At 46.5% G+C, this 20,451-nt stretch carries 20 protein-coding genes; all 20 read left to right on the top strand.

Annotated features, from left to right (window positions below):
* Positions 1-11: 11 nt before the first annotated feature.
* The 20 genes from MNQ98_RS19340 to MNQ98_RS19245 all read left to right on the top strand — a co-directional run bounded on the left by MNQ98_RS19340 (position 12) and on the right by MNQ98_RS19245 (position 20,423).
* Positions 12-962, top strand: a complete 951-nt coding sequence (locus tag MNQ98_RS19340) for a helix-turn-helix domain-containing protein (protein ID WP_241929716.1) — start codon at positions 12-14, stop codon at positions 960-962.
* 84 nt (positions 963-1,046) lie between these two features.
* Positions 1,047-1,220 carry a hypothetical protein gene (locus tag MNQ98_RS19335; protein ID WP_241929715.1) on the top strand — a complete coding sequence of 58 codons (174 nt, stop codon included), beginning with the start codon at positions 1,047-1,049 and terminating at the stop codon, positions 1,218-1,220.
* A 135-nt stretch (positions 1,221-1,355) separates the two neighbouring features.
* Complete coding sequence (locus MNQ98_RS19330) at positions 1,356-1,847, top strand: YajQ family cyclic di-GMP-binding protein (protein WP_241929714.1); 492 nt, start codon at positions 1,356-1,358, stop codon at positions 1,845-1,847.
* Positions 1,848-2,047: 200 nt separating this feature from the next.
* Positions 2,048-2,635, top strand: a complete 588-nt coding sequence (pgsA, locus tag MNQ98_RS19325) for a CDP-diacylglycerol--glycerol-3-phosphate 3-phosphatidyltransferase (protein ID WP_208918940.1) — start codon at positions 2,048-2,050, stop codon at positions 2,633-2,635.
* Between the two features lie 103 nt (positions 2,636-2,738).
* Positions 2,739-4,001: a competence/damage-inducible protein A gene (locus MNQ98_RS19320; RefSeq protein WP_241929713.1), complete on the top strand. Its 1,263-nt coding sequence runs from the start codon at positions 2,739-2,741 to the stop codon at positions 3,999-4,001.
* 236 nt (positions 4,002-4,237) lie between these two features.
* Positions 4,238-5,299: a recombinase RecA gene (gene recA, locus MNQ98_RS19315; protein ID WP_208920194.1), complete on the top strand. Its 1,062-nt coding sequence runs from the start codon at positions 4,238-4,240 to the stop codon at positions 5,297-5,299.
* Positions 5,300-5,483: 184 nt separating this feature from the next.
* Positions 5,484-6,224 (top strand): regulatory protein RecX, encoded by a 741-nt coding sequence (locus MNQ98_RS19310; protein ID WP_241933979.1) that lies wholly within the window; start codon positions 5,484-5,486, stop codon positions 6,222-6,224.
* A gap of 358 nt (positions 6,225-6,582) precedes the next feature.
* Positions 6,583-8,124, top strand: a complete 1,542-nt coding sequence (gene rny / locus MNQ98_RS19305; RefSeq protein ID WP_241929712.1) for a ribonuclease Y — start codon at positions 6,583-6,585, stop codon at positions 8,122-8,124.
* 83 nt (positions 8,125-8,207) lie between these two features.
* Positions 8,208-9,002 (top strand): TIGR00282 family metallophosphoesterase, encoded by a 795-nt coding sequence (locus MNQ98_RS19300; protein ID WP_241933978.1) that lies wholly within the window; start codon positions 8,208-8,210, stop codon positions 9,000-9,002.
* Between the two features lie 131 nt (positions 9,003-9,133).
* Positions 9,134-9,394 (top strand): stage V sporulation protein S, encoded by a 261-nt coding sequence (locus MNQ98_RS19295; RefSeq protein ID WP_054956146.1) that lies wholly within the window; start codon positions 9,134-9,136, stop codon positions 9,392-9,394.
* 84 nt (positions 9,395-9,478) lie between these two features.
* On the top strand, positions 9,479-10,435 hold the full coding sequence (locus tag MNQ98_RS19290) for a dipeptidase (RefSeq protein WP_241929711.1): 957 nt from the start codon (positions 9,479-9,481) through the stop codon (positions 10,433-10,435).
* A 163-nt stretch (positions 10,436-10,598) separates the two neighbouring features.
* Positions 10,599-12,353 carry a 2-oxoacid:acceptor oxidoreductase subunit alpha gene (locus MNQ98_RS19285; protein ID WP_241929710.1) on the top strand — a complete coding sequence of 585 codons (1,755 nt, stop codon included), beginning with the start codon at positions 10,599-10,601 and terminating at the stop codon, positions 12,351-12,353.
* A 2-nt stretch (positions 12,354-12,355) separates the two neighbouring features.
* Positions 12,356-13,222, top strand: coding sequence for a 2-oxoacid:ferredoxin oxidoreductase subunit beta (locus MNQ98_RS19280; protein ID WP_241929709.1), 867 nt, complete (start codon positions 12,356-12,358; stop codon positions 13,220-13,222).
* 110 nt (positions 13,223-13,332) lie between these two features.
* Positions 13,333-13,905: a phosphate propanoyltransferase gene (gene pduL / locus MNQ98_RS19275; RefSeq protein ID WP_241929708.1), complete on the top strand. Its 573-nt coding sequence runs from the start codon at positions 13,333-13,335 to the stop codon at positions 13,903-13,905.
* A 194-nt stretch (positions 13,906-14,099) separates the two neighbouring features.
* A complete protein-coding gene (gene miaB / locus MNQ98_RS19270; RefSeq protein ID WP_208918956.1) occupies positions 14,100-15,659 on the top strand; it encodes a tRNA (N6-isopentenyl adenosine(37)-C2)-methylthiotransferase MiaB in 1,560 nt (519 codons plus the stop codon).
* Between the two features lie 75 nt (positions 15,660-15,734).
* Entirely contained in the window at positions 15,735-16,148 is a 414-nt protein-coding gene (locus MNQ98_RS19265; RefSeq protein ID WP_481856776.1) for a YlbF/YmcA family competence regulator, read from the top strand.
* Positions 16,149-16,281: 133 nt separating this feature from the next.
* Positions 16,282-17,067 carry an NUDIX hydrolase gene (locus MNQ98_RS19260; protein WP_241929707.1) on the top strand — a complete coding sequence of 262 codons (786 nt, stop codon included), beginning with the start codon at positions 16,282-16,284 and terminating at the stop codon, positions 17,065-17,067.
* Between the two features lie 40 nt (positions 17,068-17,107).
* A complete protein-coding gene (locus tag MNQ98_RS19255) occupies positions 17,108-17,656 on the top strand; it encodes a cysteine hydrolase family protein (protein WP_208918962.1) in 549 nt (182 codons plus the stop codon).
* 49 nt (positions 17,657-17,705) lie between these two features.
* Complete coding sequence (locus MNQ98_RS19250) at positions 17,706-19,175, top strand: nicotinate phosphoribosyltransferase (protein ID WP_241929706.1); 1,470 nt, start codon at positions 17,706-17,708, stop codon at positions 19,173-19,175.
* 225 nt (positions 19,176-19,400) lie between these two features.
* Positions 19,401-20,423 (top strand): acrylyl-CoA reductase family protein, encoded by a 1,023-nt coding sequence (locus MNQ98_RS19245; protein ID WP_241929705.1) that lies wholly within the window; start codon positions 19,401-19,403, stop codon positions 20,421-20,423.
* The last annotated feature ends 28 nt before the right edge of the window (positions 20,424-20,451 follow it).

Raw genomic sequence — 20,451 nt, 5'->3', positions numbered from 1 at the left:
GAGGTGATGGCATGTCCGATTTGGGACAACAATTGAGGGAGGCACGTCTTCAAAAAGGGATGAGCCTTGATGATGTGCAAGAAATGACAAAAATACGCAAGCGATACTTAGAAGCCATCGAGGCAGGGGACTATAAAGTTCTCCCAGGCAGCTTTTATGTTCGGGCATTCATCAAAACCTATGCGGAAGCGGTAGGTTTAAATCCGGATGAACTGCTCGAGGGCCACAAACAAGATGTGCCCAAGCCGCAGCCGGAAGCAACAATGGAGCCAGTTATTCAGAAGCGCGCCGCACGGGCGTCTTCCGATCGGAATATCAGCTGGCTTCCAACAGTATTAATGTGGACGTTTCCTATATTGATTATCGCTGTTATTTATCTATATGCGGTTAAGTCCAATGATCCCGCACCGGATAACGGAATTCCGCCGACAACACAGAAGGATCCGACTGACCAAGGTGGGGGAGAACAGACTCCTACACCGAGTCCTGGAGGCGCTCAGGGCGAGGGTGGTACTGATGAAGGAAATGTAACCGATCCAGGAACTGAAACAGGCGGGGAAGAAACGGAGCCTGAAGAAAAACCGGCCGAAGAGCAACCGGGTCAAGTGACTATTACAGAAGATCGCAAAGAAGGCAATATCACCGTCTTTAAAGTAGCTGCACCAGCTGGAACACCCGTAAAAGTTGAAATTAAGGCCACAGGAAAAAGCTGGGTTGAGGTTTACCGTGGATACAACTCGCAGGGTGAAAAATTATCGTTTGGTATGATGGAAGCAGGAAACGAGGTAAGCTTTGATATCGATAGCCAGGGCATGTACGTTAAGTCAGGATATTCCCCGGCAACGGCTATTACGGTCGGGGGGCAGACGGTAACAGACGGAAAATCATCTTCACGTCTGAGGTTTGAACCGATCGATTCGAGCGCGACCGGCAGTGATAGCACCGAAACAGAAGGAGAATAGTCTTTCCTTTCTCGGGAGAAATTAATAGCGGTATGCGGAATTCGCATACTGCTATTTTCACATTCCTGAGGAGGTGGGGACAGGGTGACAGCCAGTTGGATTGTAATTGGACTGGGAATGATTGTAAGCCTTTTAGGTTATTATCTAATTCCACATAATTGGGGGTACGGTATTCTCGGTTTCGGGCTTGCCCATATTATCCTGGGTGTTCTTGATATGTTCCGTCAACCTGCAAAAAGCAGAGGCGGGAGCAATTAGTGGGCACAGGCTTCGTTTTCTCCTTAAGGTGAAGACGAGGTCTTTTTGCATCAATTGCAGTACGGTGGATTAGACTTCCACCTCAGTTATACCCTATAATAGAATGGACATATAGTTCGAAAGGAAGGAATAACCATGAGTTCTGAAAGTTCATTTGATATCGTGTCCAAGATGGACATGCAGGAATTGAGTAACGCGATCAACCAGGCGGAGCGTGAGATCGAGACCCGCTTCGACTTTAAAGACAGCAAAAGCAGCCTGAAGCTCGATAAAGACGCGCTTGTCATCGCATCTGAGGACGAATACAAGTTGAATGCGGTTATCGATATTTTACAATCCAAAATGGTGAAACGGGGATTATCCCTGAAGAATGTGGATTACGGCAAAATTGAGCCTGCCTCACTCGGTACCGTCAGACAGCGTCTCTCGCTCAAGCAGGGCATCGATCAGGAGAATTCGAAAAAGATCAACATCCTGATCCGTGATTCGAAGCTGAAGGTAAAGAGCCAGATACAGGGAGACCAGATTCGAGTTACAGGCAAAAGCAAGAACGATCTTCAGGCGGTTATGCAGCTGCTCCGCAAAGCGGACCTTTCGCTGGACCTGCAGTTCACTAACCTGAAATAAGCCTAGGCCTCCCTTCGTATGCGAGGAGGAGGTTTTTCTTTTTTTTGACATGGACCAGCCTTAATATTATACTGAAAATCGATATTACAGGAGTTCGGAGAAGATTATTGGTGGATAAATGCAAGTAATGTTATCCGCTTAACATTTTGTACATAAAATTAGATTAGAAACTCTCAACCCCAATATAGGGAGGTTGCTTCATGAATTTACCGAATCGCATAACGTTGGCCCGGATTTGCCTAATACCCATAATGATGATTTTTTTGCTGGTGGACTTCGGTTTTTACCCGGATCCGATCGTATGGAACGGTTTTAAGCTACCATACAACCAACTCATCGCTGGGCTGATCTTTATACTGGCGGCCAGCACGGATGGAATTGATGGTTACCTGGCGCGTAAGAACAATATGGTAACCAATCTTGGCAAACTTTTGGATCCGCTGGCAGATAAACTGCTTGTTGCTGCTGTGCTCATCTCATTGGTTGAGATGGGAAAGGTGGAGTCCTGGATCGTGGTCGTGATTATCAGCCGTGAATTTGCTGTGACCGGATTGCGTCAAATTGCCCTTCTTGACGGAGCTGTTGTAGCCGCAGGGAACTCGGGTAAGTTAAAGACGGTGATTCAGATCGTGGCTATTGTGGCTCTGATGATTAACAACTTTCCGTTTGTGTTCTTTGGAATTCCGTTTGATCAGATTGCAATTTGGGCGGCAGCATTGATCACGATCTATTCCGGTGCAGAATATTTTGTGAAAAACAAACACCTTCTCAGGGGTACTGGGGCATAATAGCAATAGGAGAAATCCTATTGCTTTTTTCTTCCATTTTCACATAGATCAGGATAGGGGTAATAAAATCAATAGAGAGATATAATCAGGAGGTTGTCGTGGTATGAAAGCTGAAATTGTTGCGGTCGGGACCGAATTGCTGCTCGGCCAAATTGTTAATACAAATGCACAATACTTATCCAAACAATTGGCGGGTATGGGGATTGATGTGTACTACCAGACCGTTGTTGGTGACAACATAGAGCGCATAAAAGAAACGTTGAAGCTTTCCTGTAGCCGTGCCGATATTATCGTACTGACAGGAGGCCTTGGACCGACACAGGATGATATTACGAAGGATGCCTTGGCGGAATTCATTGGTACTTCTCTACATATTGACCGGATGGCCATGGATAGCATTGACCGATTTTTCATGGACCGTGGTAAGGAAATGACAGAGAACAACAAGCGTCAGGCACTGGCTATTGATGGGGGAACTCCGCTACCGAATGAAACTGGACTTGCCGTTGGTAATGCCGTTACGCATGAAGGAACTCATTATATCGTACTTCCGGGACCACCGAGAGAGCTGGTGCCCATGTTTGAGCAGCAGGCCATGCCATGGCTCATGCAACATGTACTTACGAATGAGTTACCACTCTACTCCAAAATGCTTAAATTTGCGGGGATCGGCGAATCTGCGCTAGATGACCGTCTTTCGGATTTGATCAGTGCCCAGACCGATCCAACTATAGCGCTATATGCAAAAGAAGGAGAAGTGACGGTTCGAATTTCTACAAAGGCTCCCAGCGAGGGAGAAGCTATGAAGAAGCTGAATGAGCTTGAAGAACAGATAAGAAGCATCGTGCCTGAACATATGTATGCGAGTGAAGATGTTCCGATTGAACAAGTAATTGTTGATATGATGGCTGATCGGGGCTGGACACTCAGCGCTGCGGAAAGCTGTACGGGCGGTCTTGTTATGGAGACCCTCACATCCATTCCTGGCAGCGCGACGATGCTGCTTGGCGGAATCGTCTGCTATACGAACCAGATCAAGCATAAGCTGATCAATGTGCCGCAACAACTGCTTGATGGCGAAGATGCTCCGGGTGCTGTTTCACCTGAAGTTGCTGAGGTTCTTGCCGAGCAGATCCGGATGGTGACAGACAGTGACTTCGGTTTGTCGGTGACAGGTGTCGCAGGTCCAGGGCATGCCGAGCGCAAGCCAGTAGGGCTTGTGTATATCGGATTGTCTGAACGGGGCAAGAAGACAGAAGTTCATGAGCTTCACTTAAAAGGAAACAGAGAGATGGTGCGCATCCGCGCGACCAAGGCACTATTATATCGTTTATGGCGCAGACTTACGGCAGTAGAGTTCCAGTAAAAAATTAACAACAGACTTGAATCATAAGTTTACTGGAAGTATAATTGGTATACGGAAGAACCGTGGCATATCAGATGATGTGGCCGCGGTTTTTGCTGTTTTAGGAGCTGCCGCGGTTGAAGCCGAGGGAGGGAGCGTCCAACAAAAAAAACGAATGTATGTTCGAAAAAAGGCTTGGCAAACGTGTAAAAACAAGGTATTATATTACTATCAACAGTTGAAGGGTTGTGGAAGAATTGTCAGATCGTCGTGCTGCGCTGGATATGGCGCTTCGTCAGATAGAGAAACAGTTCGGTAAAGGTTCAATTATGAAGTTGGGTGAATCAACCCACATGCAAGTGGAAATTGTGCCAAGCGGATCGTTGGCATTGGATATAGCATTAGGAACAGGCGGTCTGCCTAAAGGTCGGATCATTGAAGTCTATGGGCCGGAATCATCTGGTAAGACAACAGTGGCACTTCATGCTATAGCTGAAGTTCAAAAAGCGGGTGGACAAGCTGCATTTATCGATGCCGAGCATGCTTTGGACCCGTCATACGCCAACAAATTAGGTGTCAACATTGACGAGCTTTTGTTGTCCCAGCCGGATACGGGAGAACAAGCTCTTGAAATCGCTGAAGCACTTGTTCGCAGTGGTGCTGTTGACATTATTGTTATTGACTCCGTAGCGGCACTCGTTCCGAAAGCGGAGATCGAGGGTGACATGGGTGACTCTCACGTGGGTCTGCAAGCCCGTCTGATGTCGCAGGCTCTTCGTAAATTGTCTGGAGCGATCAGCAAATCGAAGACAATTGCGGTGTTCATCAACCAGCTTCGTGAGAAAGTCGGTGTAATGTTCGGTAATCCGGAAACGACTCCGGGCGGCCGTGCATTGAAGTTCTATTCTACAGTTCGTCTTGATGTCCGTCGTATTGAGAGCATCAAAATGGGCAATGACATTGTGGGTAACCGCACACGTGTTAAAGTTGTAAAGAATAAAGTTGCTCCTCCGTTTAAGCAGGCTGAGATCGATATTATGTATGGTGAAGGTATTTCGAAAGAAGGAAGCCTGATTGATATCGGTACAGAACTTGATATTGTAGATAAGAGCGGTGCATGGTATTCCTTTACAGGCGAGCGTTTGGGCCAAGGTCGTGAAAATGCGAAGCAATTCCTGAAGGAACATCCGGAAATCGCAGATGTTATTGAGAATAAAATCCGGGAGTCAAGCAACCTGACTACCAATGTGCCTGTTCCTAGTGAAAGCGATAAAGCGAAGGAAGAGCAGGAAGAGCAAGAATTGTTTAAAGCAGAATAGTTCACCGTATATTTGCGGTGTCTGAAAGACCGCCGGTGTTAATACATCACCGAGCGGTCTTCTTGAGTATATGAATCTATTTGTTTTAAGAATTTTGTATTTCAAGTAGAAACGTTTTGCCGTCTGTATAGTGCGGGCGGCAAGCGTTTCTACTTGTTTACTACGGAAGAGTAGGAGGGAAATGATGGAAGAAGAATACAATCACCAGCCAGTACCACAAGAAGAATTGAATGGTGTCTCTCATTTTCCGAATGGTGAGGATTTGATGATCACCTCTGTGGAAATGCTGCGGAAGCCCAAGCACCGCTATCTAATTACCTTTGGTAGATACAGCATGTCGGTACATGAAGATGTCATGATCAAATACCGGATGATGAAGGGGAGTATATTCCGGAAGGAAGAGCTGGAGGAGATCGTTGTTGCAGATGAGCGGCAGCAGGCTTATGTTGAAGCACTGCGATTTTTGGAACGGAAACCTCGAACGGCTCAGGAGATTACGCAGCGTCTTAACCTGAAGGGAATGACAGCTGACGGTATAGAGAAAACGATTATTCGACTCCAGCAGGAACGTTTAGTTGATGATGAATTATATGCCAAACAGTGGGCAGAGCAGCGGATCACAAGGCAAAAGAAAGGGCGGATGTGGGTCAGGCAGGAACTTCGTCAGAAAGGGATACAAACTGAACTCATTGCCGATGCTTTGAATGAGGTGAGCGAAGAGGATGAATTCCAGAGCGCTTATACTGTGGGACAGAAGAAATGGTACCAGATCAAAGGAGATGCCCTGGAGCGCAAGCGTAAGACGGGAGCTTTCTTGATGCGCCGGGGTTTTACGGGCGAACAGGTACGCAAAGTTATTAACAAACTGATTGCAGAGGACCGTGAAGCGGAAGAGTATCTTGAAGAGCCTGAAGTGTTTAATTGACAAATATTGCTTATTAGGACTCTAAAGTGCTGTTTTTGGATGATCATGGTCATTAATCAAGTGCTTTCCCTTGACAATTTCTTTTCTTAAATACTAAAATGAAAATGAATCTTTATCATTTATAGGTGCCTTTTTCCTTCCAAAAAAGTTACTTTTATGAAAGATTCGATTCATGATTCGCCAATTCATAGTGAAATGTAATCTGCCGGTATCGGCGGGCTATGCGTATGTTACACCATACGCAATGTTGACGGCAGAATAAGCTGCCGGAATTTTATGTATGAATGAAGCTAGAGTGACATGACAATTGAACATTTCCCAAGGAATGCCTTGGAGGAACCAACGAGGAGGTGAACAGATGGAAACCTGGATCTGGATCATAATCGTTCTCGTTGTAGCCGCTATATTCTTTGGGTTCGGTTATTTTATTCGCAAATCCCTTGCAGAAGCTAAAATTTCTAGCGCAGAACATGCCGCCATTCAGATCGTTGAGAACGCAAAGAAGGAAGCGGAAGCGCTGAAGAAAGAAACGGTACTCGAAGCTAAGGATGAAGTCCACAAAATTCGGGCCGAGGCTGAAAAAGACACTCGCGAACGTCGGAATGAAATTCAACGACAGGAACGCAGATTGTTGCAAAAGGAAGAATCGCTGGATAAAAAATTGGAATCTTTGGAACGTAAAGAAGAACAAGTGGCGAACAAAGAGAAACGAATTGAAGAAACCCAGCAGCAGATTGATTTGATTTACAAAAACCAGGTGACGGAATTGGAACGAATTTCCAATCTGACCATGGAAGATGCCAGAAGCATCATTTTGAGCAACGTAGAGCAGGAAGTTCGCCACGAAACCGCGCAGATGATCAAAGAACTTGAGCAGCAGGCTAAGGAAGAGGCAGACAAGAAGTCGCGTGAAATTATTACGCTTGCCATCCAACGCTGTGCAGCTGATCATGTAGCGGAAACTACGGTTTCCGTCGTGACACTGCCGAACGAAGAAATGAAGGGCCGGATTATCGGCCGTGAAGGTCGTAACATCCGTGCACTTGAAACCCTTACAGGGATTGACCTCATTATCGATGATACACCGGAAGCGGTTATACTATCGGGCTTCGATCCGATTCGCCGTGAAATTGCTCGCACAGCTTTGGAGAAATTGGTGGCAGACGGTCGGATTCATCCGGCTCGTATCGAAGAGATGGTAGAGAAATCCCGCAAGGAAGTGGACGAACGGATCCGCGAATATGGAGAGCAGGCAACCTTTGAGGTTGGCGTGCATGGTTTGCATCCGGACCTGATCAAGATTCTGGGCCGCTTGAAATTCCGTACAAGCTATGGACAAAACGTGCTGAAGCATTCCATGGAAGTAGCTTACTTGACCGGTCTTATGGCTGGAGAGCTTGGCGAAGACATCACATTGGCGAAACGTGCCGGGCTGTTGCATGACATCGGTAAAGCGCTGGATCACGAAGTGGAAGGGTCGCACGTTGAAATCGGCGTGGAGCTGGCGAAGAAGTACAAAGAACATCCGGTGGTTATCAACAGCATTGCTTCCCACCATGGCGACTGCGAAGCGACCTCCGTTATTGCTATGCTAGTTGGTGCGGCTGACGCATTGTCTGCGGCAAGACCGGGAGCACGGAGAGAAACACTGGAGACTTACATTAAGCGTCTCGAGAAATTGGAAGCTATCACCGAATCGTTTGAGGGTGTTGAGAAATCATATGCCATTCAAGCCGGACGTGAAGTCCGTGTCATGGTACAACCTGATAAGATCGATGATGCTGAAGCTTTCCGCTTGGCACGTGACATTACGAAGACGATTGAGAATGAACTGGATTACCCTGGTCATATCAAGGTTACCGTTATCCGTGAAACTCGAGCGGTTGATTACGCGAAATAAAGTTCCAGATAAAAAAGTGGCCGCTTCCCGGCCACTTTTTATCTTTCATACCGAAATTTTTACGATTAGAGGAGTTGATTGGCATCAACGTTTTATTCATAGGCGATATTGTTGGCAGCACTGGCCGTAAGGCTCTTAAAACTTCCTTGCCAGAATTGAAGTCCAAATATAATCCGCATATCATTATAGCAAACGGCGAGAACGCAGCATCGGGGCGGGGAATAACATCCGCAATCGCCAATGAATTTTTCAACTGGGGTATTCATGGGATTACAATGGGGAATCACACATGGGATAATCGTGACATTTTTGAATTTATAGATCATGAATCCCGGATGGTAAGGCCTGCTAACTTTCCTCCAGGAACACCAGGGCGTGGTCATACGGTGATTAAGGCGAATGGCAAGGAGCTCGCTATCGTCAATCTGATGGGCCGGACATTTCTCCCTGCGATAGATTGCCCATTCCGGGCGGCAGACGAAATTGTGGATGAGCTTCGGATAAAGCATAAACATATTCTGGTTGATTTTCACGCGGAAGCCACATCAGAGAAGATCGCGATGGGTTGGCATATGGATGGACGAGCGTCGATCGTCGTGGGTACACATACACATGTGCAGAGCAACGACGATACAATTTTGCCGAACGGAACGGCATATCTGACAGATACGGGCATGGTTGGGTCCAAAGAAGGGGTACTGGGGATGCAGCGTGATGCAGTTCTTTATAAATTTAAGACCCAGCTTCCCGCACGTTTTCAAGTGGATGAAGGGAAATGGCACTTCCATGCGGTTTATGTGCAGCTTGACGATACGACTGGCAAAGCGAAGAAAATCGAAAAAATTCGGATGTATGAAGATGAATGGAGAATGGATTAAAAGAGTGTGCAACGGTTTAAGAGTAAATAAGGAACGTTTGGTAAAAAGAAGGAATCTTTTCCCCACTCACGAATAACATCTAATAAACGGAAGCAAACCATCACTCAACATTCCCAGGGGAGGTACTTACCATGGAAGTATTAAAAGTTTCAGCAAAATCCAATCCGAACTCAGTTGCAGGTGCGCTGGCTGGAGTTCTTCGAGAACGCGGCGGAGCCGAGCTTCAGGCAATTGGGGCGGGAGCACTGAACCAGGCTGTTAAAGCCGTAGCGATTGCCCGGGGATTTGTGGCACCAAGCGGGGTGGACTTGATCTGCATCCCTGCTTTTACGGATATTGTGATTGATGGCGAAGACCGAACAGCGATTAAGTTGATCGTAGAACCTAGATAATGATGGAATGTTGAGGGTGAGCCTGTTTACCTATCAAAGTAAACAGGCTTTTTGCTATGGGTTAGAAGAGAGGGGATAGTGTACATGAAGATTGTAGATTTTCACTGTGACGCACTGAGCAAGCTGTGGGAAAATCCTAAGGCTTCTTTTGACAATAGTCCGGATTTGGATGTGACGCTGAAGTCAATGGAAGAAGGCGATGTGGCGCTGCAGGTATTTGCTGTGTTTTTGTCAGAACAATACGGACGCCCATCGTTTGAACGCGTGATGGCACAAATTGATATCTTTCGCGCCAAACTGAATGGGACGGGAAAACTGGAATGGTTGAAATGGCGTGATCAGATAAGAGAAGTACGAAGTGGAAGTAAACGTTGGGGGCTTCTTTCTCTTGAGGGAGTGGACGGGCTGGAGGGTAATCTGTTCTATGTCCGCCTCTGTTACGAGCTTGGGGTAAGATTGATGGGATTGACTTGGAATCATGCCAACTGGGCCGCTGATGGCGTGATGGAGAAACGTGGAGGCGGTCTGACAGATAAAGGGAGAGAGATGGTTCAATTGTGTAATGAACTTGGGATCATCTTAGACGTATCCCATTTATCTGTAGCAGGGTTTTGGGAGCTGGCTGAGCTTGTTTCCCGTCCGCTGATTGCTTCCCACTCCAACGCCTATGGGGTCTGCCCGCATCCACGTAACTTGAGTGATGAACAAATTCGCGCACTTATTGCGATGGATGGCCGAATTGGACTGACATTTGTCCCCTGGTTTATCCGGCGTGACACTCCTACGGTCAAACCGGAGGATTTGCTGCCCCATGTTGAACGAATTTGTTCACTTGGAGGAGAGCATCACATGATGTTCGGGTCTGATTTTGATGGAATAGAGCAATGGGTTGAAGGGCTAGAGAGCCCTGGTAAATACCAGGATTGGGTAAATACATTGTTAAAGCATTACCCTGAACAGCTGGTGCAAGGATGGATGTCGGATAATGCGTTAAATTTTCTTGAACAATATCTGCCTGTGCAGCAGGGATCGCGATCATAACTTATAATAGACTTAAGTCTAGAAAATATTTCTTGCCATTTCACCATTAAACCGATAAACTTTATCGTAATTAAATAAGTCCTTATTTTATCAGAAATTACACTGAATTCAAATTACACTGTATTATGAGTAAGATGCTTTTATATAAAAAGGAGTGGAGAGCTTGATCAGTCAATTATCTTGGAAAATCGGGGGACAGCAGGGAGAAGGGGTCGAAAGCACTGACCGTATTTTTTCGACAGCCTTAAACCGGCTGGGATATTACCTTTATGGTTATCGGCATTTTTCGTCCCGTATTAAAGGTGGACATACGAATAATAAAATACGTATCAGCACACAACCGATCCGGTCCATTGCGGATGATCTTGATATATTGGTTGCATTTGATCAAGAAAGTATTGACCTGAATGCGCACGAGCTTCGCCCGGGTGGTGTTGTCGTAGCGGACACGAAGTTTAACCCCGTAGTTCCGGAAGATGCAGACATCCGGCTATTTGCTGTACCTATAACAGCCATAGCGGAGGAGCTTGGAACCTCACTTATGAAAAATATGGTAGCTTCTGGTGCATCATGGGCGCTGCTTGGCCTTCCTCTTGATGTGTTCAACCGTGCCGTTGAAGAAGAATTCGGACGTAAGGGTGCAGCTGTCGTAGAGAAGAATCTAGAGGCCGTAAAACGGGGCTCAGATTATGTACTTGAGCTTGCAGGTGGTCCGCTGGATGAGTTCAAACTGAATCCGGCTGACGGAAAGCAGAAGCTGTTTATGATCGGAAACGATGCTATCGGTCTTGGTGCCGTGGCTGCAGGTTGCCGATTAATGAGCGCTTACCCGATAACTCCTGCCTCCGAAATTATGGAATACTTAATTAAAAAGCTGCCTAAATTCGGCGGTACCGTAGTTCAGACAGAAGATGAAATCGCTGCAGTAACGATGGCTATCGGAGCTAACTATGCTGGCGTTCGTACCATGACGGCTTCTGCTGGGCCAGGACTGTCCCTCATGATGGAAGCCATCGGTCTGGCTGGCATGACGGAAACGCCGGTTGTTATTGTCGACACACAACGTGGAGGTCCGAGTACTGGTCTGCCGACGAAGCAGGAACAAAGTGATATTAACGCCATGATTCATGGAACGCATGGGGAAATCCCGAAAATCGTACTAGCACCAAGCTCTATAGAAGAGTGTTTTTATGATACGGTAGAGGCGTTTAACTTGTCCGAGCAATACCAGGTTCCGGTTATCGTTGTAACGGATTTACAGCTGTCACTGGGTAAACAGTCATGTGAATCACTGGATTACAACCGGGTTGTGATTGATCGCGGAAATCTTGTGAGCAACGTGCCGGAGCAAGAGGACAAGAGTCTGTTTAAGAGATATGAGTTTACAGACAGCGGGATATCACCTCGTGTTCTACCTGGAGAGAAAAACGGGATTCACCATGTTACCGGTGTCGAGCACGATGAATCAGGACGACCATCAGAGTCGGTGGATAATCGAAAAAAAATGATGGATAAGCGTCTAGGCAAGCTAAACCATGTAAGAGTAACTAATCCGATATTGGCAGACGCTCCGTATGAAAAACCCGATCTTCTCATTATCGGAATGGGCTCTACGGGTGGAACGATCGATCAGGCGCGTGAGTTGCTTGAAAATGATGGAGTCACTACCAACCATGTGACTATCCGCTTGCTTCACCCGTTCCCTGCAGATGCTGTCAAACCGTATGTTGACCAAGCAAAACAGGTCATCGTTGTTGAAAATAACGCAACTGCCCAACTCGCCAATCTGATCAAGTTGCATGTTGGCGGTAGTGAGAAGCTGAGCAGTGTGCTCAAATATGATGGTAATCCGTTCCTGCCGTCTATTATTTATAACGAATGCAAAATTGTCTACGTCGACAGTAAGGAGCTGGTATAAAGATGGCTACGTTCAAAGATTTCCGTAACAATGTCAAACCGAACTGGTGCCCTGGCTGCGGCGACTTCTCTATACAAGCCGCTATACAGCGTGCAGCAGCCAGCTGCGGCCTTGAGCCGGATCAGCTTGCTGTCATTTCAGGTATCGGCTGCTCGGGCCGGATATCGGGATATATCCATGCATATGGAATGCATAGCATTCATGGACGGGCACTGCCAATCGCACAAGGGGTTAAGCTTGCAAACCGTGATCTGACCGTAATTGCTTCAGGTGGGGACGGCGACGGATTTGCGATTGGTATGGGACACACGATTCATGCTATCCGCAGAAACATCAACATTACGTATATTGTCATGGACAATCAGATATACGGCCTGACCAAAGGTCAAACCTCACCGCGAAGTGCGGAAGGCTTTGTTACCAAGAGTACACCTGAAGGTTCGATCGAGTCGACACTATCACCGCTGGAACTGGCGCTTTCAGCAGGCGCTACTTTTGTCGCTCAGTCTTTTTCGAGTGACATCAAACAGCTAACCGCTTTGATAGAGGCAGGGATTAAGCATGAAGGGTTCTCCATTATAAATGTGTTCAGTCCATGCGTTACGTTTAACAAAGTGAATACCTATGAGTGGTTTAAAGATCATATCGTTAATTTGGACAGCTTTCCGGAATATGATTCTTCGAACCGGATCAGTGCTATGACTAAACTGATGGAAACGGATGGTTTGGTCACAGGGCTGATCTATCAGGATCATAGCCGAAAAAGCTATGAGGACCAAATTTCCGGATTCAAGGATACACCTCTGGCCCATCAGGATCTTCAGCTAACCCGGGAACAATTTGACAATCTTGTAGCAGAATTCAAATAAGACAGATTCAGGCAGGCGGATTAACCGCACTGCCTTTTTATTTTTGGGTAATTGAGAGTATAATAGATGTTGGCATGTACAGCTTATAGAGAAAACAAGGAGTGAGACAGATGAACAAAACTGTACCTGTGGGTGTTTCGGCCCGCCATATTCATTTAACTCAAGAACATATTGAAGCATTGTTCGGACCCGGTTACCAATTGACCGAGTTTAAACCGTTGTCCCAACCGGGGCAATTTGCAGCTAACGAAACGGTGGCTGTGATTGGTACGAAAGGACAATTCGATAAAGTCAGAATTTTGGGACCTGCTCGTCCAGCATCACAGCTGGAGATTTCCCGTACGGATTCTTTTGCAATTGGTGTAAAAGCGCCTGTTCGCGAATCTGGAAACATTGAAGGTACACCTGGTATTACAATTAAGGGCCCTGCTGGTGAAGTTACCGTGGACGAAGGTGTTATTGTGGCTGCGCGTCATATTCACTTCCATACTTCTGATGCTGAAAAATGGGGCATTAAAGATAAGCAAATGCTTAAAGTGCGTCTCGGTGGAGAACGCGGCCTAGTGCTCGAAAACGTCGTTGCACGCGTTTCCGACAATTTTGCACTGGACATGCACATTGATACCGACGAAGCGAATGCCGCTGGTGCCAAAACAGGGGATACTGCAGAAATCATTGATTAAGATGCAATATAAGAGAGTCAATCACAGGATCATTCTGTGACTGACTCTTTTTTTGCTTTGTTATTGATGTTAACAGATCACCCCAGGATAGTAGCTTAGCATGGAAGATCATGATATAATTAAAGGCAGTGCCTACATGGCAGATAATGAAATAAACATTGATTTATAGCGGATTTTAAGGAGTGACCTAGCGTATGTCCAAAGATAAGAAGGACTACTCCAAGTATTTTGATTTTTCGGATGCCAAAATTTTGTCCGAGGACGAAAACGGTAAGAGAATCCGAATCCGGGGACGGGAAATCAATATACTATCGGAGCCTAATCATAGACAAGAAAAACAGCGCGGTAAACAGGACGTTCAGGTGCTGTACGATACGGCTTTACCGGAGGAATTCAAGACCATCGGTTTAGGAAAATTCTACCTTGTGTACACATTCGGATGCCAGATGAATGAGCATGATTCCGAGACGATCAAGGGAATGCTGGAGCAGATGGGTTATAAAGCTACGGAAGACCGCATGGAAGCTGACATTATTTTACTTAATACCTGTGCCATTCGTGAGAATGCAGAGGATAAAGTGTTTGGTGAGTTGGGTCATTTGAAGCATCTGAAGACCGAGAAACCAGATATGCTGCTTGGTGTTTGCGGATGTATGTCACAGGAAGAAGGGGTCGTTAAACGGATTTTGTCGAAACACGGGTTCGTAGACCTGGTGTTCGGTACACATAATATCCATCGTCTTCCTCACCTCATCCAAGAAGCGCTCTTCAGCAAGGAAATGGTCGTGGAAGTCTGGTCTAAGGAAGGCGACATTGTTGAGAACTTGCCTAAGAAACGGGAAGGACTTCGTGGTTGGGTCAACATTATGTACGGGTGTGACAAGTTCTGTACCTACTGTATTGTTCCGTTCACACGGGGTAAGGAACGCAGCCGCCGACCAGAGGACGTGATCGCAGAAGTCCGTGAGCTTGCACGTCAAGGCTTCAAAGAGATCACTCTTCTTGGTCAGAACGTTAACGCGTATGGTAAGGACTTCACTGATATTACGTACAGTTTTGCGAATTTAATGGATGATATCCATAAGATTGATATTCCGCGTGTGCGGTTCACCACTTCCCATCCAAGGGATTTCGATGATCACTTGATTGAGGTTCTGGCGAAGGGCGGAAATCTGGTCGAGCATATCCATCTTCCAGTACAGTCAGGAAGCAGCCAAGTACTGAAGAAAATGAGTCGCAAATACTCGCGTGAAACGTATCTGGAACTTTCTCGCAAGATTAAGCAAGCCATTCCGGACGTTGTATTGACTACCGATTTCATTGTTGGTTTCCCTGGAGAGACTGACGAGCAGTTCGAGGAGACACTGTCCCTGGTGCGTGAGGTAGGCTATGATTTTGCTTACACGTATATTTACTCGCCACGTGAGGGTACTCCAGCAGCAGTAATGGAGGACAACGTTCCGATGGAAGTGAAAAGTGAACGCCTTCAGCGCCTGAATGCTGCGATCAATGAGCACAGCCGTAAGAGTAATGACCGCCTGCTTGGCGCAACGGTAGAAGTGCTTGTTGAAGGAGTTAGTAAGAACAATGATTCCATGCTATCGGGGCGGACACGCTCCAACAAGTTGGTTCATTTTGAAGGATCGGCTGATCTGATCGGCAGCTTTGTTCACGTTCGAATTACAGACCCGATGACCTGGTACATTAAAGGTGATATGATTACTGAGCCGTTTGCGGCTACGGATGCGGTTTAACCAATATATTTTTCATAATGATGAATTGGGGCGATGAACTTGACACAGGAGCAGGGTCGTGTAAATAAACATGGGATGCCGACGTTCAATACTCGTGAATTAATTATTCGTGAGGATATCATGGCTAAAGCAGAAGAGCTTGCCGGATTAATCTCTACGAGTGAAGAAGTGAAGATGTTTCAACAGGCGGAAGAGAAAATCCGTAATCACGAGCGCGTTCAAGAATTAATTAAGACCATTAAGAAAAAACAAAAGGAAATTGTCGCTTTCGAGACTTTCAAGAATAATGACATGGTTGCAAAAATCGAGCGTGAAATCGAAGAGCTTCAAGACGAGATCGATGGCATTCCACTCGTTGTGGAATTCCAGCAGAGTCAAAGCGATATTAACTATTTGTTGCAGTTGGTTGTATCTGTAATTCACGATACGGTTTCACAAAAAGTAAACGTAGAGACAGGCAAAGACACACCGCCGAGCAGCTGCGGATAAGAGAGGTGCGGATTATCTTCCGCGCCTTTTCTATTGAAACACGCTCCAAAAAAGGAAATGCAGAAAAAATATCCAGGAACACCTTGACATCGAATTTCAATATGTCATAATGATATTATCAAAATGAATAATAATGGTGATGAATATGACGGATAACGAACAGAAACCGAACAGTAATACGAAGAAATATAGAACACCGGACGGAGTACCTGCAGATATCGTTATGTTTACACTGACGAAACGGGAACGTAAGACGGTGACTAAGACACTTCCTATTAGAGAACTTAAAGTGATGCTGATCCGGCGCAGATCATGGCCATGTGCAGGTATGTGGGCCTTGCCTGGTGGATTTTGCCGCGAGAGTGAGTCTATTTATGATGCGGCGAAGCGGGAGTTGAAAGAAGAGACCGGAGTGGACGGTGGACACCTCGAATATCTCGGCGTTTACAGCGCTCCAGGTCGCGATCCGCGGGGCTGGATAATCAGCCAGGCGTTTTATGCTCTTGTTGAGGAATGGATGCTTGAACACAGGCAGGCTGCTGATGATGCGGAAGAGGTAGGACTGTTTACCATCGAAGAAGCGCTTGAAGAGTTGGAACTTGCCTTCGACCACAGAGATATTATTTTGGACGCCTACCGAAAAATTCAACATCAGATGCTGCAGACTACAATTGCCAAACAATTTCTACCCGAACATTTTACACTGAGCGAGCTGTACCAGGTTATTCAGACGGTGGTACCGGAATTTAAGGAACCTAACTTCATCCGTAAGATTACCTCCACACGAAGCCGACAAGGCATTTTGGAGGAGGTGCGGGATGAGAACGGTAAACCGCTGAACTCCAATCAATATTCCCAGCGTCCTGCCCAGCTGTACCGTTTTACAGATCATGCCCCTCTGCTTTCGATTTATACCTGATGATGTCTTGATATGACTAAAATCAAAGGGAGTGAACGGAATGAAAGCGTTGATTGTTATTGACTTTACGAATGATTTTGTTGACGGTAGTCTTCCTGTAGGCGAACCAGCAGTAGAGATTCAACATACCGTTGCTGAGCTGACCAAGCGGTATGCTGACCGTGGGGATTTTGTCGTGATGGCCGTAGATCTGCACGAAGAAGGAGATCCTTATCACCCTGAGGTGAAGCTGTTTCCTCCTCATAACATTAGAAACACTCGCGGACGTCATTTATATGGCGAGCTTGAGGAAGCGTACGAGTCTCGTAAGGACGTTATTTACTGGATGGATAAGACCCGTTACAGTGCTTTTTGTGGAACGGATCTCGACATTAAGCTGCGGGAGCGTGGCATAACGGAGGTTCATTTAATTGGGGTCTGTACGGATATTTGTGTGCTGCATACAGCAGTTGACGCATATAACCGCGGGTATTCCCTCAAGATATATGAAGATGCGGTTGCAAGTTTTAATCCGGAAGGTCACCAATGGGCACTCAGTCATTTTAAAGGCAGTCTGGGTGCGGAAGTCGTTCGGAGTGAACATAAATGACAGCTTGAGGAATCCGGCATGTCTGGCCGGATGACAGGAGGAGGAACATATGAAGACAGCAGGACTGGCTTTGCATACCGACAAATATCAAATAAATATGATGTATGCACATTGGATTAATGGTTCCCACCATACCAAAGCGGTATTTGAAGCTTATTTCCGAAAACTGCCCTTTGGCAACGGCTACGCTGTATTTGCAGGCCTTGAACGAATCGTAAATTATATTGAAGGACTTCATTTCACAGAAGAAGACATCTTCTACCTCTCCAAACAGGAAGAGAAATATGACAAGGCTTTTCTGGATGAACTGCGTCGCTTCCGGTTTGGAGGCAGTATTCATGCCATGAAAGAAGGTGCACTCGTATTCCCGAATGAGCCCTTAATTACTGTGGAAGGTACCATATTTGAAACCCAGCTTGTCGAAACAGCGATACTTAACTTCATGAACTTTCAAACGTTGATCGCAACGAAAGCTTCAAGAATCCGTCAGGTGGCAGGTAATGATATTTTGCTAGAGTTTGGTACACGCCGGGCTCAGGAAGCAGACGCTGCGGTCTGGGGAGCAAGAGCGGCCTATTTAGCCGGATTTCATGCCACTTCCAACATGCTTGCAGGTGAAAAGTTCGGAATTCCGACGAAAGGTACTCATGCGCATTCATGGGTTCAAACGTTCCGCAGTGAACAGGAGGCCTTTGACATTTTTGCCAAGGTGATGCCGGATCAGGTGACTCTCTTGGTCGATACCTATGATACATTGGGGAGCGGTGTTCCCCATGCCATTATGACAGCGAAAAAGCTGGAAGCGCAAGGCAAGCGGATGAATGCCATTCGCCTCGACAGCGGCGACTTGGCTTACTTGTCCATTCAGGCACGTAAAATGCTAGATGATGCCGGACTCCATTATGTTCAAATTGTTGCATCGAATGATCTGGATGAAGGTACGATCCTCGATCTAAAGGCACAAGGAGCCCGGATTGATACTTGGGGCGTAGGCACACAGCTTATCACTGCTGCGGACCAGCCGGCACTTGGTGGAGTATATAAACTGGTGGAACGTGAAGTAGATGGTGTTATGGTACCGACAATCAAGATCTCCGGAAATCCTGAAAAGGTGTCGACACCAGGGAAAAAAGATGTGTATCGTATTGTTTCCAAGGGTAGCGGTAAAGCAATTGCTGATTATATCAGCTTCCCTGAAGAAAAAATGCCGCCGGAAAACGGAAAGTTAAAACTATTTAATCCGCTGCATCCTTACATGCGCAAAAACGTGCGAGATTTTGATGCTGTTCCTATGCTTGCACCTATTTACGACAATGGAGAGCTGGTCTATGAGCTTCCAACCTTGGAAGAAATTCGTACTTACCACAACAGCCAGTTGAACCAGTTCTGGCCGGAATATTTGCGAAAGCTCAACCCGGAGATTTACCGTGTCAATCTGAGTGAGGCTGTATGGGAAATGAAGCAAAAGCTCATCGCGGAGTATATGGAAGAACATCAAGAAGAAAATCACGACGATTAAATTCAGATAGTGATTTAGGATTGTGAGCAAATCATATGCTAATGGCAGGTCAAGACAGCAGCTCTTGGCCTGCTATTTTTGATTGGAAGACACAATTATTTCTCGGGAAAGCGCAGGAGATGTCAAAACGTCCTACATAATCACACGCTTCGACAATGGACATTTTTAATAGCGATGGGATCGGGTAGTATTTATCATAGAATGGTGAAAGAAAGGGGTAAAAATATGAATGCAGACACAATATTTCAGGCGTTTGTTGTCCGTAATGATGATCAGGGTTTTCGTAGCGGCGTAGAAGACTGGCGTATGGATCAGCTGCCGGAAGGGGATGTAACCATCCGTGTTCTGTATAGCGGTGTCAATTACAAGGATGGCCTTGCCAGCACTCCGGAAGGAAGGATCGTCAGAAGGTATCCGTTTATTCCGGGGATCGATCTGGCGGGAACGGTAGTGGAATCATCTCATCCGTCTTTTAAAGAAGGCGATGAGGTACTCTGTACCGGCTATGAGCTGGGTGTTTCTCACGAAGGAGGATATAGCCAGTACGCACGAGTTAAAGGAGACTGGCTGCTTCCGTTGCCAAAGGGGCTTAGCCATAAAGAAGCGATGGGTATCGGTACGGCCGGTTTCACTGCCGCTCTATCGGCAGCCAGCCTGCTTCTGAACGGCGTTCAACCCTCGGATGGACCGGTCCTGGTTGCGGGTGCGTCAGGTGGCGTAGGCAGCTTCTCGGTGTCTATTATGTCTAAGCTAGGATTTGAAGTGGTTGCATCTACCGGCAAAATTTCTTCTCAAGGAGACTGGTTGAGAGGAATTGGCGCTCATACGGTTATTTCGCGGGATGAAACGTCAGCAGAGTCAAGGGGCGTGCTCGCTGCTGAAAAATGGGCTGCTGTAATTGATCCGGTTGGCGGCGCTCAGTTAACAGGACTGTTGAAACACGTCAAATACGGTGGTGCAATTGCACTCTCAGGTCTAACAGGCGGTGGCGACTTTGCGGCTACGGTATATCCGTTTATTTTGAGAGGCGTAAAGCTTTTGGGCATTGACTCCGTCTTTTGTCCGATGAACATACGTAAGGAAATATGGAGCAGACTGGCCGGTGAATGGAAACCCGATACCGCGCTGAAGTCCGGGATACATGTGCATGCTCTACATGAGCTTCCGGAAATATTATCCAATATACTGAAAGGCGGGGCGACCGGCCGAAGTATTATATCTCTCCTCGAAGAATCTGAAGTCGAATAATCAGCTTCTCCGTCAGGCATTCTATCCC

Origin of the sequence: Paenibacillus sp. N3/727 (assembly GCF_022637315.1) — a bacterium.
GTDB classification, from domain to species: domain Bacteria; phylum Bacillota; class Bacilli; order Paenibacillales; family Paenibacillaceae; genus Paenibacillus_AQ; species Paenibacillus_AQ uliginis.
The sequence above is the reverse complement of the archived record's forward strand: the minus strand, read 5'-3'. Positions and strand labels throughout refer to the sequence as shown.

What these genes read in the sequence shown, in the direction of transcription:
- MNQ98_RS19310 (WP_241933979.1), top strand. Translation starts at nt 5,484, where the DNA reads ATGGAAGAAGAATACAATCACCAGCCAGTACCACAAGAAGAATTGAAT.
- MNQ98_RS19245 (WP_241929705.1), top strand. Translation starts at nt 19,401, where the DNA reads ATGAATGCAGACACAATATTTCAGGCGTTTGTTGTCCGTAATGATGAT.
- MNQ98_RS19280 (WP_241929709.1), top strand. Translation starts at nt 12,356, where the DNA reads ATGGCTACGTTCAAAGATTTCCGTAACAATGTCAAACCGAACTGGTGC.
- MNQ98_RS19260 (WP_241929707.1), top strand. Translation starts at nt 16,282, where the DNA reads ATGGTGATGAATATGACGGATAACGAACAGAAACCGAACAGTAATACG.
- MNQ98_RS19255 (WP_208918962.1), top strand. Translation starts at nt 17,108, where the DNA reads ATGAAAGCGTTGATTGTTATTGACTTTACGAATGATTTTGTTGACGGT.
- MNQ98_RS19295 (WP_054956146.1), top strand. Translation starts at nt 9,134, where the DNA reads ATGGAAGTATTAAAAGTTTCAGCAAAATCCAATCCGAACTCAGTTGCA.
- MNQ98_RS19265 (WP_481856776.1), top strand. Translation starts at nt 15,735, where the DNA reads ATGCCGACGTTCAATACTCGTGAATTAATTATTCGTGAGGATATCATG.
- pduL (WP_241929708.1), top strand. Translation starts at nt 13,333, where the DNA reads ATGAACAAAACTGTACCTGTGGGTGTTTCGGCCCGCCATATTCATTTA.
- MNQ98_RS19340 (WP_241929716.1), top strand. Translation starts at nt 12, where the DNA reads ATGTCCGATTTGGGACAACAATTGAGGGAGGCACGTCTTCAAAAAGGG.
- rny (WP_241929712.1), top strand. Translation starts at nt 6,583, where the DNA reads ATGGAAACCTGGATCTGGATCATAATCGTTCTCGTTGTAGCCGCTATA.
- MNQ98_RS19320 (WP_241929713.1), top strand. Translation starts at nt 2,739, where the DNA reads ATGAAAGCTGAAATTGTTGCGGTCGGGACCGAATTGCTGCTCGGCCAA.
- miaB (WP_208918956.1), top strand. Translation starts at nt 14,100, where the DNA reads ATGTCCAAAGATAAGAAGGACTACTCCAAGTATTTTGATTTTTCGGAT.
- MNQ98_RS19250 (WP_241929706.1), top strand. Translation starts at nt 17,706, where the DNA reads ATGAAGACAGCAGGACTGGCTTTGCATACCGACAAATATCAAATAAAT.
- MNQ98_RS19290 (WP_241929711.1), top strand. Translation starts at nt 9,479, where the DNA reads ATGAAGATTGTAGATTTTCACTGTGACGCACTGAGCAAGCTGTGGGAA.
- MNQ98_RS19330 (WP_241929714.1), top strand. Translation starts at nt 1,356, where the DNA reads ATGAGTTCTGAAAGTTCATTTGATATCGTGTCCAAGATGGACATGCAG.
- pgsA (WP_208918940.1), top strand. Translation starts at nt 2,048, where the DNA reads ATGAATTTACCGAATCGCATAACGTTGGCCCGGATTTGCCTAATACCC.